Annotated in this window: 16 protein-coding genes; all 16 read left to right on the forward strand. The window is 68.7% G+C overall.

All coding sequences use genetic code 11. The annotated features are described in order from the left end of the window. The first annotated feature begins 18 nt into the window (after positions 1-18). The 16 genes from DFR40_RS12540 to hypD all read left to right on the forward strand — a co-directional run bounded on the left by DFR40_RS12540 (position 19) and on the right by hypD (position 13,163). On the forward strand, positions 19-1,119 hold the full coding sequence (locus DFR40_RS12540; protein ID WP_121458831.1) for a hydrogenase small subunit: 1,101 nt from the start codon (positions 19-21) through the stop codon (positions 1,117-1,119). 1 nt (position 1,120) lies between these two features. After that, positions 1,121-2,917 (forward strand): nickel-dependent hydrogenase large subunit, encoded by a 1,797-nt coding sequence (locus tag DFR40_RS12545; RefSeq protein ID WP_121458832.1) that lies wholly within the window; start codon positions 1,121-1,123, stop codon positions 2,915-2,917. A gap of 22 nt (positions 2,918-2,939) precedes the next feature. Next, positions 2,940-3,644, forward strand: coding sequence for a Ni/Fe-hydrogenase, b-type cytochrome subunit (gene cybH / locus DFR40_RS12550; protein WP_121458833.1), 705 nt, complete (start codon positions 2,940-2,942; stop codon positions 3,642-3,644). A gap of 102 nt (positions 3,645-3,746) precedes the next feature. Next, on the forward strand, positions 3,747-4,358 hold the full coding sequence (locus DFR40_RS12555) for a HyaD/HybD family hydrogenase maturation endopeptidase (RefSeq protein WP_121458834.1): 612 nt from the start codon (positions 3,747-3,749) through the stop codon (positions 4,356-4,358). Then, positions 4,358-4,660 carry a HypC/HybG/HupF family hydrogenase formation chaperone gene (gene hypC / locus DFR40_RS12560; RefSeq protein ID WP_121458835.1) on the forward strand — a complete coding sequence of 101 codons (303 nt, stop codon included), beginning with the start codon at positions 4,358-4,360 and terminating at the stop codon, positions 4,658-4,660. The genes DFR40_RS12555 and hypC overlap by 1 nt, the downstream gene beginning before the upstream one ends. Further along, entirely contained in the window at positions 4,657-5,115 is a 459-nt protein-coding gene (locus DFR40_RS12565) for a thioredoxin domain-containing protein (RefSeq protein ID WP_121458836.1), read from the forward strand. Before hypC ends, DFR40_RS12565 begins: the two co-directional genes overlap by 4 nt. Further along, entirely contained in the window at positions 5,112-5,987 is an 876-nt protein-coding gene (locus DFR40_RS12570; RefSeq protein WP_211329792.1) for a hydrogenase expression/formation protein, read from the forward strand. Before DFR40_RS12565 ends, DFR40_RS12570 begins: the two co-directional genes overlap by 4 nt. Further along, a complete protein-coding gene (locus tag DFR40_RS17255) occupies positions 5,984-6,184 on the forward strand; it encodes a rubredoxin (RefSeq protein WP_211329793.1) in 201 nt (66 codons plus the stop codon). The genes DFR40_RS12570 and DFR40_RS17255 overlap by 4 nt, the downstream gene beginning before the upstream one ends. After that, a complete protein-coding gene (hybE, locus tag DFR40_RS12575; RefSeq protein WP_211329794.1) occupies positions 6,181-6,654 on the forward strand; it encodes a [NiFe]-hydrogenase assembly chaperone HybE in 474 nt (157 codons plus the stop codon). The genes DFR40_RS17255 and hybE (DFR40_RS12575) overlap by 4 nt, the downstream gene beginning before the upstream one ends. After that, the gene (locus DFR40_RS12580; RefSeq protein ID WP_121458838.1) at positions 6,651-7,553 is read left to right on the forward strand and encodes a hypothetical protein; all 903 of its coding nucleotides are present in this window, start codon (positions 6,651-6,653) and stop codon (positions 7,551-7,553) included. Before hybE (DFR40_RS12575) ends, DFR40_RS12580 begins: the two co-directional genes overlap by 4 nt. After that, a complete protein-coding gene (gene hypA / locus DFR40_RS12585) occupies positions 7,546-7,887 on the forward strand; it encodes a hydrogenase maturation nickel metallochaperone HypA (protein ID WP_121458839.1) in 342 nt (113 codons plus the stop codon). Before DFR40_RS12580 ends, hypA begins: the two co-directional genes overlap by 8 nt. A 17-nt stretch (positions 7,888-7,904) precedes the next feature. Next, positions 7,905-8,960 carry a hydrogenase nickel incorporation protein HypB gene (gene hypB / locus DFR40_RS12590; RefSeq protein WP_121458840.1) on the forward strand — a complete coding sequence of 352 codons (1,056 nt, stop codon included), beginning with the start codon at positions 7,905-7,907 and terminating at the stop codon, positions 8,958-8,960. Beyond that, positions 8,957-11,272, forward strand: coding sequence for a carbamoyltransferase HypF (gene hypF / locus DFR40_RS12595; RefSeq protein WP_121458841.1), 2,316 nt, complete (start codon positions 8,957-8,959; stop codon positions 11,270-11,272). The genes hypB and hypF overlap by 4 nt, the downstream gene beginning before the upstream one ends. After that, positions 11,269-11,766, forward strand: a complete 498-nt coding sequence (gene hybE / locus DFR40_RS12600; protein ID WP_121458842.1) for a [NiFe]-hydrogenase assembly chaperone HybE — start codon at positions 11,269-11,271, stop codon at positions 11,764-11,766. Before hypF ends, hybE (DFR40_RS12600) begins: the two co-directional genes overlap by 4 nt. A gap of 21 nt (positions 11,767-11,787) precedes the next feature. After that, the gene (locus tag DFR40_RS12605; RefSeq protein ID WP_121458843.1) at positions 11,788-12,036 is read left to right on the forward strand and encodes a HypC/HybG/HupF family hydrogenase formation chaperone; all 249 of its coding nucleotides are present in this window, start codon (positions 11,788-11,790) and stop codon (positions 12,034-12,036) included. Beyond that, positions 12,036-13,163 (forward strand): hydrogenase formation protein HypD, encoded by a 1,128-nt coding sequence (gene hypD / locus DFR40_RS12610; RefSeq protein ID WP_121458844.1) that lies wholly within the window; start codon positions 12,036-12,038, stop codon positions 13,161-13,163. Before DFR40_RS12605 ends, hypD begins: the two co-directional genes overlap by 1 nt. The last annotated feature ends 237 nt before the right edge of the window (positions 13,164-13,400 follow it).

Raw genomic sequence — 13,400 nt, forward strand, 5'->3', positions numbered from 1 at the left:
CCAGAGGGGGGAAGCGCCGTGACCGAAACCTTTTACGAAGTGCTGCGCCGCCAGGGGATCACCCGGCGCAGTTTCCTGAAGTTCTGCAGCCTGACCGCGACCTCGCTCGGGCTGGGCAGCGCCGCCGCACCGCGCATCGCGCATGCGATGGAAACCAAGCCACGGACGCCGGTGCTCTGGCTGCACGGCCTCGAATGCACCTGCTGTTCGGAATCCTTCATCCGCTCGGCGCACCCGCTGACCAAGGACGTCGTCCTCTCGATGCTGTCCCTCGATTACGACGACACGCTGATGGCTGCCGCCGGTCACCAGGCCGAGGCGATCCTCGACGAGGTCAAGAAGAAGTACAAGGGCAACTACATCGTCGCCGTCGAGGGCAATCCGCCGCTCAACGAGGACGGCATGTTCTGCATCCAGGGCGGCCGCCCCTTCGTCGAAAAGCTGCGCGAGACCTGCGCCGACGCCAAGGCCATCATTTCCTGGGGCGCCTGCGCCTCCTACGGTTGCGTCCAGGCCGCCAAGCCGAACCCGACGCGGGCGACGCCGGTGCACAAGGTGATCACCGGCAAGCCGATCATCAACGTCCCGGGTTGCCCGCCGATCGCCGAGGTGATGACCGGCGTCGTCACCTACATGCTGACCTTCGACCGGATTCCCGAACTCGACCGCCAGGGCCGGCCGAAGATGTTCTACGGCCAGCGCATCCACGACAAGTGCTATCGCCGCGGCCACTTCGATGCCGGCCAGTTCGCCGAAGCCTGGGACGACGAGGGCTCGCGCAAGGGCTACTGCCTGTACAAGATGGGCTGCAAGGGCCCGACCACCTACAACGCCTGTTCGTCGATGCGCTGGAACGGCGGCGTCAGCTGGCCGGTGCAATCCGGCCACGGTTGTATCGGCTGTTCGGAAGACGGTTTCTGGGACAAGGGCAGCTTCTACGACCGCGTCACCGACATCAAGGCCTTCGGTGTCGAAGCCAACGCCGACACCATCGGCAAGGCCGCCGCCGGCACCGTCGGTGCCGCGATCGCCGCGCACGCGGCGGTGACCGCGCTGGCCCGCGCCCGCCAGAAGGCTGGCGACAGTGAACACGTGAGCGAAAACCAGGGAGAGAAATAAGATGAGCGCCTACGAAACCCAGGGCTTCAAGCTCGACAACTCCGGCAAGCGCGTCGTCGTCGACCCGGTCTGCCGTATCGAGGGCCACATGCGCGTCGAGGTCAACCTCGACAGCAACAACGTGATCCGCAACGCCGTGTCCACCGGCACCATGTGGCGCGGTCTCGAAGTCATCCTCAAGGGCCGCGATCCCCGCGATGCCTGGGCCTTCGTCGAGCGCATCTGCGGCGTGTGCACCGGCACGCATGCGCTGACCTCGGTGCGCGCGGTCGAGGACGCGTTGTCGATCAGGATTCCCGATAACGCCAACATCATCCGCAACCTGATGCAGCTGAATCTCTACATTCACGACCATCTGGTGCATTTCTACCACCTGCACGCGCTCGACTGGGTCGATGTCGTATCGGCGCTGAAGGCCGATCCGAAGGCGACCTCGACGCTGGCGCAGAGCATCTCCAGCTGGCCGCTGTCGTCGCCGGGCTACTTCCGCGACATCCAGAACCGCCTGAAGAAGTTCGTCGAATCCGGCCAGCTCGGCCCGTTCATGAACGGCTACTGGGGCAACCCGGCCTACAAGCTGCCGCCGGAAGCCAACCTGATGGCCGTCGCGCACTACCTCGAAGCCCTCGATTTCCAGAAGGAAATCGTCAAGGTGCACACCATCTTCGGCGGCAAGAACCCGCACCCGAACTGGCTGGTCGGCGGCGTGCCCTGCGCCATCAACCTCGAGGGCACGGGCGCGGTCGGCGCCATCAACATGGAGCGCCTGAACCTGGTCAAGAGCATCATCGACCGCTGCACCGAGTTCGTCGAGCAGGTCTACATTCCCGACCTGCTCGCCATCGGTTCCTTCTACAAGGGCTGGCTGTACGGCGGCGGCATTTCGTCGCAGAACCTGCTCTCCTACGGCGACATCCCGAACATCGCCAACGACTATTCGACCAACAGCCTGCTGTTGCCGCGCGGCGCCATCATCGACGGCAAGCTCGACGAGATCCACCCGGTCGACCTGCGCGACCCGGAACAGGTCCAGGAATTCGTCGCCCACTCCTGGTACAAGTACCCGGACGAGAGCAAGGGCCTGCATCCCTTCGACGGCGTCACCGAACCGAATTTCGTGCTCGGTCCGAACACCAAGGGCAGCAAGACCAACATCCAGGAACTCGACGAGGGGGCCAAGTACTCGTGGATCAAGGCGCCGCGCTGGCGCGGCCACGCCATGGAAGTCGGCCCGCTGGCCCGGATGGTGATGGGCTACCTGCAGCCGAAGCAGTTCCCGGAAATCCACGGTCTGGTCGAAGGTGCGCTGAAGAAGCTCGACGTGCCGGTCGGCGCGCTGTTCTCGACGCTCGGCCGGACCGCCGCGCGCGGCCTGGAAACGGCGTACTGCGTCAAGCTGCAGAGCGAGCAGTTCGACAAGCTGATGACCAACCTGAAGAACGGCGACCTCAACACCGCCAACATCGAGAAGTGGGAACCGGCAACCTGGCCGAAGGAGGCCCGGGGCGTCGGCTTCACCGAGGCGCCGCGCGGTGCGCTCGGCCACTGGGTGACGATCAAGGAGACCCGGATCGACAACTACCAGTGCGTCGTGCCGACCACCTGGAACGGCGGTCCGCGCGACCACAAGGGCCAGATCGGTGCCTTCGAGGCATCGCTGATGGACACCCCGGTGGCCAAGGCCGACGAGCCGCTGGAAATCCTGCGCACGCTGCATTCCTTCGATCCCTGCCTGGCCTGCTCGACGCACGTGATGAGCCCGGACGGCCAGGAAATGACGTCGGTCAAGGTCCGCTGAGCGGTCCGGAAAGGAGGCTGAAATGCTTTCACAACAGGACATGCTGGAGGCCGAGCGGCACGGTCGGCAGGTACGTTCGATCTACGTCTACGAGGCGCCGGTGCGCCTCTGGCACTGGATCAACGCGCTGGCCATGGTGGTGCTGGCGGTGACCGGCTACTTCATCGGCAAGCCCCTGCCGACGGTGCCCGGCGAGGCGGCGGAGAATTTCCTGATGGGCTACATCCGTTTCGCCCATTTCGCCGCCGCCTACATCTTCGCCGTCGGCCTGCTCGGGCGCATCTACTGGGCCGCGGTCGGCAACCATCACGCGCGGCAGATCTTCAAGCTGCCGATCACCAACAAGCACTGGTGGAGCGAGGTCTTCTTCGAACTGCGCTGGTATCTCTTCCTGGAAAAGACGCCGAAGAAGTACGTCGGCCACAATCCGATGGCGCAGCTGATGATGTTCTTCTTCTTCACCGTCCTTGCCGTCGGCATGGTCATCACCGGTTTCGCGCTCTACGGCGAGGGAACCGGCCTGGGCAGCTGGAGCGACCGGCTGTTCGGCTGGGTCATCCCGGCGCTCGGCGGCTCGATGCAGGTGCACAACCTGCACCGGCTGGGCATGTGGATCATGATGACCTTCGCCGTTGTGCACATCTACGCGGCCGTCCGCGAGGACATCATGAGCCGGCAGTCGCTGATCTCGACGATGATCAGCGGCTGGCGGATGTTCAAGGACTGAGCGTCGTTCGACAGTTTTTCGGTTTTACCTTGCGTTAGGTTTGCCCCGGCGCACCGTGGTGCCCGGGGCTTTTTTCCCCACAGGGAAAGCGAGAAGAAGCGGATGGAAAAACGGATACTCGTACTCGGCATCGGCAACCTGCTGTGGGCCGACGAAGGCTTCGGCGTGCGTTGCGTCGAGGCGCTCAACGCCGGCTGGCGCTTCGGCGCCAACGTCACGGTGATGGATGGCGGCACGCAGGGGCTCTACCTCCTGCCCTACGTCCAGGAGGCCGACTGCCTGCTGGTCTTCGACGCGGTGGACTACGGCGACACGCCGGGCGACTTGCGCGAGGTGGTCGGCGACCAGGTGCCGCGCTTCATGGGCGCCAAGAAGATGAGCCTGCACCAGACCGGCTTCCAGGAAGTGCTGATGGCCGCCGAGCTGACCGGCAAGCTGCCGGCCGAACTGGTGCTCATCGGCGTCCAGCCGGAAGAGCTCGAAGACTATGGCGGCAGCCTGCGCGACGTCGTCAAGGCGCAGATGGCGCCGGCCCTCGATCTCGCCCTGGCCTGGCTCGGGCGCTGGGGCGCCACCGCCAGCCGGCGCGACGATGCCGCCGAGGCGATCACCGACCGGGCGCTGGCCATGGACGTCTACGAAGCCGGCCGGCCGCCGGCCGACCAGGCCTGTCGCCTGGGCGACGCCCGTTTCCTGAACGGGGAAGCCGCCTGATGTGCCTCGGCATTCCCGTCCAGGTGATCGACTGCGGCGAGCATTTCGCCCGCTGCCGCGGCCGCGCTGGCGAAGTGGACATCGACATCCGCCTGGTCGGAGTGCAAGCGCCGGGCACCTGGCTGCTCTGCTTTCTCGACGCTGCCCGCGAAGTCATCCCGGCCGAGCGTGCCGCCGCCGTCAATGCCGCGCTTGCCGCGCTGAGCGCGGTCGACGCCGGCGCCACCGATCTCTCGGCCTTCTTTGCCGACCTCGACCGCGAACCCCAACTGCCTGAATTCCTGAGGATGCAAACCCCATGAGTCTCGAACTGAAAGCCGGCCCGACCTCGCTCGAGCGCCTGGCAACCGCGCTGGCGCGGATGCAGCAAAAACATGGTTTTCTGACGGTCGACCGTGAACATCCGCAATTTCCCGCCGGCCTGGCGGCGCTGCTGCTCACCGACGACCCGCAGCGCAACCTGGAAGTGCTCGATGCCTGCGTGATCCTGCCCGAGGCGCTCAACGGCCTCGGCGCCGAGGTCACCCGCCTGGTTGCCGGCCCGGAAGCCGCCGCCGCGCTGATGCAGCGCTTCGCCATCGCGCGCGCCCCGGCCGTCGTTTTCCTGCGTGACGGCGAGTATCTCGGCAGCCTCAACGGCATCCGCGACTGGCAGGAATACCGCGACGAAGTCGCCCGTCTCGCCGCCGGCCCCGCCCGGCCGCGTCCGATTGCCATCCCGGTGCGCGGCGCCGGCCAGCCAGGAGCCTGCGCATGAACCCGTCCACGCTGCGTCCCTTCCCGATCTCCGTCTTCGCCATGGGCCCGCTCACCGGCCCCGGGTCGCAGGGCGACGAAGCCCCCGCCTACCTGCCGATGCCGCAGGGCATGCAGACCTTCGCCGCGCCCTACCTGCCGGAAAATGCGGCGCCGGAAACCGTTGCCGCGGTGCTCGCGCTGCTCGGCGAGTTTGTCGCCGCGGCCGGCCGCCAGGGGCTGGCCGGTGCGGCCAGCGTCGATCTGCTCGGCCAGCCGGCGGCGGTGCGCGAGCTGATCAACCAGTCGCTCGGCTTCGGCGAAGTCAGCGCCTTCACCACCGCGCCGCGCCACTGGCGCGTCCAGGAAACCGCCTTCGCCGGCTTCTGGCGCGTGCTCGAGGTCGGCGACGACGGCCGCTTCCTCGCCGACCGTCTGGAAACCGGCGCCATTCCCGGCGTGCTCCTCGACGCGATGCAAGCCTGCGCCGGCAGCACGCTGGCGCCGCCCGACTACGCCGCCGGCTGCATGAACGCCCAGGCGCTGGTCGAGGAAATCCGCATGCAGGCGGCCGCCTGGCAGCCCGGCGACGCTGCCCACGTCATCAACCTGAGCCTGCTGCCGGTCAGCGAGGCCGACCTCGACACGCTCTACGGCTGGCTCGGCCACCGCGAGGTGTCGATCCTGTCGCGCGGCTACGGCAACTGCCGGATCACCAGCACGCGGCTGAGGAACGTCTGGTGGGTCCAGTACTTCAACAGCATGGACACGCTGATCCTCAATTCGCTCGAGGTCGTCGGCGTTCCCGACGTCGCGCTCGCCGCCGCCGACGACTTTGCCGATTCGCTCGAACGCCTCCGGGAATACCTGGCGCTGATGGCGGAGCCGGCATGATCTTCGAAGGCAGCTTCCGTGCCGTGCAGCCCGACGACCGCCTTGAATGCGGCGTCTGCTGGTGGGTGTACGACCCGGCGGCGGGCGACGACGTGCGCGGCATCGCGCCCGGCACGCCCTTCGCCGAGCTGCCCGACGACTGGTGCTGCCCCGGCTGCGACGCCGGCAAGCACAAGTTCATGGTGCTGGCGGCGTGAAAATCTGGCCTGAGGACCCGTCGACCGTGATCGTCGCGGTCTTTTCCGGGATCGCGGCGACGCGCATGGCCGGCCTGCCGATCTGCAACCCGGCGCTGGCGGTCGAGGCCATCGGTTTCCGGCAGGCGGACAGCGGTCACTGGGTGGGCGCCCTGGTCACGCCGTGGGCGATCAACCTGCTCTGCCTGCCCGGCCACGCCGACTGGCCGGCGGCCGCGGCCGGCAGCCACTGCGACTGGGCATTTCCGTCCGGCGTCTATGAATTCATCGTCGCCGACGAGGCCAGCCTCGGCCGCTACCACCTCTGCTCGCTGTTCTCGCCGGCCGGCGAGTTCGCCAGCCATGAGCAGGCCCGACTGACTGCGCTGGCGGCGATCACCGCGCTGTTCAACGACCCGCTCGCCGCGCCGCCGGCGCCGGTCGATGCGGCGCCGGCCGGGCGCCGCGCCTTCCTCGGCCTGCGCGGATGAATCCGGCCGGCTCGCTGACCATCCGCGCCGCCTTCGCCGACGGCGGCGTGCGCGTCGACGCGGTGGTCCTCGAGCGGCCGCCGTTGACGCGGCTGTTCGTCGGCCAGAACGCCGACGCTGCGGTGCGCCTGGTTCCCCATCTCTATGCGCTGTGCGCCGAGGCCCAGCGCTTGACCGCGCAGGCCGCGCTGGCCGCGGCCGACGGCCGGACGCCGGCGCGCAGCGAGCTCGACGAGCGCCTGCTGTGGCTGGAAATGCTGCACGAGAACCTGTGGCGGTTGCTGCTCGACTGGCCGGTGGCCTGCGGCCTGCTGCCCGCACGCGATGCCTTCGTCGCCTGGCGCAGCGACCGGCTCGGTGTCGATGGCGCCGCCGCGACCCGCCGGCTGATCGACGAGACGCTCTGTCCGCTCGTTGAAAAATGCCGTCAGACGCTGGTCGACCGTGGCATTGCGCCGACCTGGCCGGCGCCCGATGCCGGCGCCTGGCTGAGCTGGTGGCGGGCCGCCGACGCTGCCCCGGCGCCGCGCCCGGCGCCGCCCGAGGACATCACCGCTGCCTGGCTGGCCCGCGTCGCCGACGTCGCCCGCGCCGCTGCCGCGCTCGAGGCCGGCGAGCCGTTCCCGCTGGTCGCCGCCGGCGGCGACGGTTTCGGCGTGGCGCAGAGCGTCACCGCCCGTGGCCTGCTGACGCATGCAATCGCCGTCGAGCAGGGGCGGGTGAAGCGGTATCATCTCGAAGCGCCGACCGACGCCTGCTTTGCCGGCCGCGAGGCGCTGGCGGCACTGCTCGCCGGGCGTCGCTTCGACGCCGCGGCAGCGGCCCGGATCGGCCTGGAAACGGCGATCCTGGCGCTCGATCCGTGCCTGCCCTACGCAGTGGAGTGGAAAGATGCATGAAATGTCGCTGGCCGAAGGCATCATCGAACTGGTCGAGGACACCGCGCGGCGCGAGAACGCCGCCCGGGTCGGCCTGGTCGTGCTCGAGATCGGCCAGCTGTCGTCGGTCGAGCCGGAAGCGCTGCGCTTCTGCTTCGACGTCGTCACCCGGGGCGGCATTGCCGACGGTGCGGCGCTGGAAATCGTCGCCGTGCCCGGCGCCGGCTGGTGCATGCCGTGCGCGGCAACGGTGCCGATCAGCGAGCTTTACGGCGCCTGCCCGGTCTGCGGCAGCCACCAGGTTCAACCCACGGCCGGCACCGAGATGCGGGTGCGGGAAATCGCCATCGAATAAGAATCAGGAGACCAATCATGTGTACAGTTTGCGGCTGCGCTGACGGCGAAGTGAGAATCGAGGGCGGGGCGCACGCGCACCGCCATGTCCATGCCGACGGCACGGTGCACGAGCACGGCCATGCGCACGATCACGAGCATGCGCACAGCCACGATGGCGAAATCGCCGATGCCCACGGCCATACCCATACGCACGCCGACGGCACGACGCATGTGCACGAGCACGTCCATCACGGCGAACACGCCCACGTACATGGTCATGACCACGATCACCATCATCACCACCACGGCGACCTCGACTACGGCAGCGGCCCGGCGCGCGCCCACGTTCCCGGCATGAGCCAGGCGCGCATGGTGCAGATCGAGCGCGACATCCTGTCCAAGAACGACGGCTACGCAACGAAGAACCGCGCCTGGTTCGACGAGCACGGCGTCTTCGCGCTCAACCTGGTATCCAGCCCGGGCTCGGGCAAGACGACGCTGCTGGTCAAGACCATCGAGGCGCTGCAGGCGCGGCTCGCCATCGCCGTCGTCGAAGGCGACCAGCAGACCGCCAACGACGCCGAGCGCATCCGCGCGACCGGCGCCCCGGCGCTACAGATCAACACCGGCAAGGGCTGCCACCTCGACGCGCACATGGTCGGCCACGCCATGGAACGCCTGCAGCCGGCCGACGGCTCGTTGTTCCTCATCGAGAACGTCGGCAACCTCGTCTGCCCGGCCGCCTTCGACCTCGGCGAGCAGCACAAGGTGGCGATCCTCTCGGTCACCGAGGGCGAGGACAAGCCGCTCAAGTACCCGGACATGTTCGCCGCCGCCGACGTGATGCTGCTCAACAAGTGCGACCTGCTGCCCTATCTGCAGTTCGACGCCGACCTCGCCGAAGCCAACGCCCGCCGCGTCAATCCGAAGCTGACCGTGTTCCGCGTCTCGGCGACGACGGGCGAGGGCATGGCCGACTGGCTGGCCTGGATCGAAAGCGGCGTCGCCGGCCAGCGCGCCCGTCTGGCCGACGACGTCGCCGCGCTGAAGGCGCGCATCGCCGACCTGGAGCGACAGCTGGCGGCCAAGTGAGCGCTCGCCTGCTGCACATCCGCGGCCTCGTTCAGGGCGTCGGCTTTCGCCCCTACGTCTGGCGGCTGGCCGGCGAACTCGGCATCGCCGGCTGGGTGCGCAACGACGGCGACGGCGTCACACTGCTCGCCGCCGGCGCCCGGCTGGACGACTTCCTCGCCCGCCTGCCGCGCGAAATCCCGCCGCTCGCCCGCATCGACGCCATCGACAGCAGTGCCAGCGACGAACGCCCGGCGCCCGGCTTCGTCATCCGCGACAGCGTCGCCGGCGCGGTGCGCACCGCCATCGGCCCGGACTCAGCGATCTGCCCGGACTGCATCGCCGACCTCTGCGACCCGACCAACCGCCGCTGGCGCTACGCCTTCACCACCTGCACCCACTGCGGCCCGCGCCATACCGTCAGCGCCGGCATTCCCTACGACCGCGCCCGTACCAGCCTGGCCGCTTTTCCGCTGTGCGCGCCGTGCACGAGCGAATACACCGACCCGGCCGACCGCCGCTTTCACGCCGAAACCACCTGCTGCCCGGATTGTGGACCGCAGTTGCAACTGCTCGATGAAAATGGCGCCGATCTGACGGTCGACCGTCAGATTCCGGCAAAAACCACCGACCCCATCGCCGCCACGCTCGCCCTGCTGCGCGCCGGCCGTATCGTCGCGATCAAGGGCCTGGGCGGCTTCCACCTCGCCTGCGACGCGCGCAATCCCGACGCCGTCGCCGAACTGCGCCGGCGCAAGGCGCGTGAGGCCAAGCCTTTCGCCGTGATGGGCCTCAACCCCGGCGCGCTCGCCGCTTTCGCCGAGTTCGGCGACGGCGAGCGGGCGCTGTTCGCCGATCTCGCCGCGCCCATCGTCCTCTGCCGCAAGGGTGCCGGCGAACTGGCCGGCGTCGCCCCCGGCCTGCCCTGGCTCGGCGTCATGCGCCCGGCGACCCCCTTACATCTGCTGCTCTGGCACGAAGCCGCCGGCCGTCCCGCCGGCACCGCCTGGCTCGCCGAGGAAAACGACCTGCTGCTGGTGATGACCAGCGCCAACCCGCAGGGCGAGCCGCTGGTCACCGGCAACGCCGAAGCCTTGCAGCGCCTGAACGGCATCGCCGACGCCTTCCTGATGCACGACCGCGACATCGTTGTCCGCTGCGACGATTCGGTGGTGCGCGTGGCCGATGGCGCGCCGGCCTTCCTGCGCCGCGCCCGCGGCTACGTGCCGCTGCCGATTGCACTCACCGACGACGGCCCGCCGGTGCTGGCGCTCGGCGCCCACCTGAAGAACGCCGTCTGCGTGCTGCGCGGGCGCGAGGCTTTCGTTTCGCAGCACATCGGCAGCCTCGACAACGCGGCGACGCTGGCTTTTCTCGAAGAAACCGTCGCCCACCTGCTCGCCGTGCTCGACGTCAAACCGGCGCTGATCGCCCACGACCTGCACCCGGACTACGCGTCGACCGCGCTGGCCCTGCGCCTGGCCGGCGAATTCGGCGTGCCGGCGCGCGCCGTCGGCCATCATCACGCGCATATTGGCGCGATCTGCGCCGAACATGGCGTCAACGGCCCGTTGCTCGGGCTGGCGCTCGACGGCGTCGGCCTCGGCCCGGATGGCGGCGCCTGGGGCGGCGAGCTGCTGCGCGTCGACGGCGCCGACTGTCACCGCCTCGGCCATCTGCGCCCGCTGGCCCTGCCCGGCGGCGACCGCGCGGCGCGCGAGCCGTGGCGGATGGCGATTGCCGCGCTGCACGGCGCCGGCCTCGGCGACCAGGCCGCCGACTGGCTGGCGCGCACCTGGCCGGAACGCGAAGCCGGCCCGCTGCTGACGCTGCTCGACCGCCAACTGCGCTGCCCGCCGACTTCCAGCCTCGGCCGCTGGTTCGACGCCGCCGCCGGCCTGCTCGGCGTGCGCGACGTTTCGCGCTACGAAGGGCAGGCGGCGATGGAGCTCGAAGGCCGGGCGGCAGCGCACGGACCGGTCGAACCCTTGGCCGGCGGCTGGCGGATAGCCGGCGATATCCTCGACTTCTCGCCGCTGCTGCCGGCGCTGCTCGACAGCATGGATGCCGGACAAGGCGCCGCGCTGTTCCACGCCACCGTCGCCGCCGGCCTCGCCGAGTGGGCGATGTTTGCGGTCGACCGCGAAAAACTTGCGAAAATGGCGGTCGGCGGCGGCTGCGCGGCGAACGCGATCCTCCTCGACGCGCTGCGCCGCCGTTTGACGGCGGCCGGCATCGAAGTCCTCGAAGCGCGCGCCGTCCCCGCCGGCGACGGCGGTCTGGCGCTGGGCCAGGCCTGGGTCGCGCGGCAAATGCACGGAGACAAGGCATGAACACACCGGCCAGCGCCGCCATCCACACCGACAACCCGGCGCCGCGCGTGCTCGCCCGTTACCGGCGCTGGCAGGCAGCGCTGAACGGCGGCCATCCCGGCCTCTCGGTCGACATCGCCGGCTTCCGGCGCTATCGCGGCGACTGGATCGGCGCCGTCGTCACCCCCTGGTTCATCCACCTCTTGCTGCTCCCCGGCGGCGGCGAACTGTGGCGCGAGCTGCCGGTCGAACAGACACTGCGCGTCGGCTTCCCGGCCGGCGATCTCGACCTGATCAGCGAACGCAGCGACGACGCCGACCTGCCGGCGAGCTTCTTCGTCCCCATCCTGGCGCCGGTCGACGAACTCGCCGATCAGGACGCCGCGCTGCGCACCGCGATGGACGCGCTGCACCTGCTTTTCGAACCGCCGGCCGCCGCGCCGACGCCCCCGAACCCCGAGCCGCAACCGGTCGACCGGCGCGGCTTCTTCCGCCGCCTGGCCGGGCGCGGTTGAACTCCCCCGAAAGGAAGCCCCATGTGTCTCGCGATTCCCGCCCAGGTCGTCGAACTGCGTGACGGCGACAATGCCGTCGTCGATCTTGCCGGCGTGCGCAAGGAAATCTCGCTGTCGCTGGTCGAAGGCGTCGCCGTCGGCGACTACGTCATCGTCCATGTCGGCTTTGCGCTGAACAAGCTCGATCCGGAAGAAGCCGAGCAGACGCTCAAGCTTTTTGCCGAAATGGGGCAGTTGACCGTGGACGGCGACGGCCTGACGCTGCACTGATGAAATACATCGACGAATTCCGCGACGGCGAGGTGGCGCAGAAGATCGCCGCCAGCATCCGCGCCGAGGCCGACCCGAACCGCCACTACCATTTCATGGAATTCTGCGGCGGCCACACCCACGCCATCTCGCGCTACGGCGTCTCCGACCTGCTGCCGGCCAACGTGCGCATGATCCACGGCCCCGGCTGCCCGGTCTGTGTGTTGCCGATCGGCCGCGTCGACCAGGCCATCCGCCTGGCGCTCGACGAGGGCGTGACCTTGTGCACCTACGGCGACTGCCTGCGTGTGCCGGCCTCCGACGGCTTGTCGCTGCTGAAAGCGAAGGCGAGGGGCGGCGACATCCGCATGGTCTACTCGAGCGCCGACGCCGTCACATTGGCGCAGAAAAACCCGGACAAACAGGTCGTCTTCTTCGCCATCGGCTTCGAAACGACGACGCCGCCCACCGCGGTGGCGATCAAGCAGGCCGCCGCGCTCGGCCTGAAGAATTTTTCCGTGCTCTGCTGTCACGTGCTGACGCCGTCGGCGATCTCCAGCATCCTCGAATCGCCGGAAGTGCGTCAGTGGGGCACCGTACCGCTCGACGGCTTCGTCGGCCCGGCGCACGTGTCGACGATCATCGGCAGCCGGCCCTACGAATTCTTCGCCGAGGAGTACCGCAAGCCGGTGGTCATCGCCGGTTTTGAGCCGCTTGACGTGATGCAGGCGATCCGCATGCTGATCCGCCAGGTCAACGAAGGCCGCGCCGAAGTCGAAAACGAGTTCTCGCGCGCCGTTGACCGCGACGGCAACCTGAAGGCGCAGGCCTTGGTCGCCGAGGTTTTCGAGATGCGCAAGCACTTCGAATGGCGGGGTTTGAACGTTTTGCCGTACTCGGCACTGCGCATTCGCGGCACGTTCGCCGAATTTGACGCGGAGAAGCGCTTTCCGGTTCGCTATGCGTCGGTGCCGGATCACAAGGCTTGTGAATGCGGGGCGATTTTGCGTGGGGTCAAGCGGCCGCAGGACTGCAAGATTTTCGGGACGGTATGTACGCCGGAGAATCCGGTGGGGTCGTGCATGGTGTCGTCGGAGGGCGCCTGTGCAGCGCATTACACTTATGGGCGGTATAAGGATGTTGGCTGATCCGCTGGGTTCCGCCGTTGACCGGCGGGCGTACTTTCTTTTGCTTCGCCAAAAGAAAGTAGCCAAAGAAAAGGCGACCCCCAGGTTGGCGCCCCGCTACGCGGGGTCCCTTGCGCTACTCGACGCTCCGGGCGGCTGGCTAAACTCGCCGCTGCGCGGCTCAGACAACGCCAGCCGACTTCCCCCGGACCGCCTGCGTTGCTCAGCGCCTCTCAGGGGGACCCCGAAAACCAGCGG

This window comes from Azonexus fungiphilus (assembly GCF_003634965.1).
Taxonomy (GTDB): domain Bacteria; phylum Pseudomonadota; class Gammaproteobacteria; order Burkholderiales; family Rhodocyclaceae; genus Azonexus; species Azonexus fungiphilus.

Excerpts from the sequence above, each read along its gene's own strand:
- DFR40_RS12545 (WP_121458832.1), top strand. The coding sequence starts at position 1,121 with ATGAGCGCCTACGAAACCCAGGGCTTCAAGCTCGACAACTCCGGCAAG.
- cybH (WP_121458833.1), top strand. The coding sequence starts at position 2,940 with ATGCTTTCACAACAGGACATGCTGGAGGCCGAGCGGCACGGTCGGCAG.
- DFR40_RS12555 (WP_121458834.1), top strand. The coding sequence starts at position 3,747 with ATGGAAAAACGGATACTCGTACTCGGCATCGGCAACCTGCTGTGGGCC.
- hypC (WP_121458835.1), top strand. The coding sequence starts at position 4,358 with ATGTGCCTCGGCATTCCCGTCCAGGTGATCGACTGCGGCGAGCATTTC.
- DFR40_RS12565 (WP_121458836.1), top strand. The coding sequence starts at position 4,657 with ATGAGTCTCGAACTGAAAGCCGGCCCGACCTCGCTCGAGCGCCTGGCA.
- DFR40_RS12570 (WP_211329792.1), top strand. The coding sequence starts at position 5,112 with ATGAACCCGTCCACGCTGCGTCCCTTCCCGATCTCCGTCTTCGCCATG.
- DFR40_RS17255 (WP_211329793.1), top strand. The coding sequence starts at position 5,984 with ATGATCTTCGAAGGCAGCTTCCGTGCCGTGCAGCCCGACGACCGCCTT.
- DFR40_RS12580 (WP_121458838.1), top strand. The coding sequence starts at position 6,651 with ATGAATCCGGCCGGCTCGCTGACCATCCGCGCCGCCTTCGCCGACGGC.
- hypA (WP_121458839.1), top strand. The coding sequence starts at position 7,546 with ATGCATGAAATGTCGCTGGCCGAAGGCATCATCGAACTGGTCGAGGAC.
- hypB (WP_121458840.1), top strand. The coding sequence starts at position 7,905 with ATGTGTACAGTTTGCGGCTGCGCTGACGGCGAAGTGAGAATCGAGGGC.
- hybE (WP_121458842.1), top strand. The coding sequence starts at position 11,269 with ATGAACACACCGGCCAGCGCCGCCATCCACACCGACAACCCGGCGCCG.
- DFR40_RS12605 (WP_121458843.1), top strand. The coding sequence starts at position 11,788 with ATGTGTCTCGCGATTCCCGCCCAGGTCGTCGAACTGCGTGACGGCGAC.
- hypD (WP_121458844.1), top strand. The coding sequence starts at position 12,036 with ATGAAATACATCGACGAATTCCGCGACGGCGAGGTGGCGCAGAAGATC.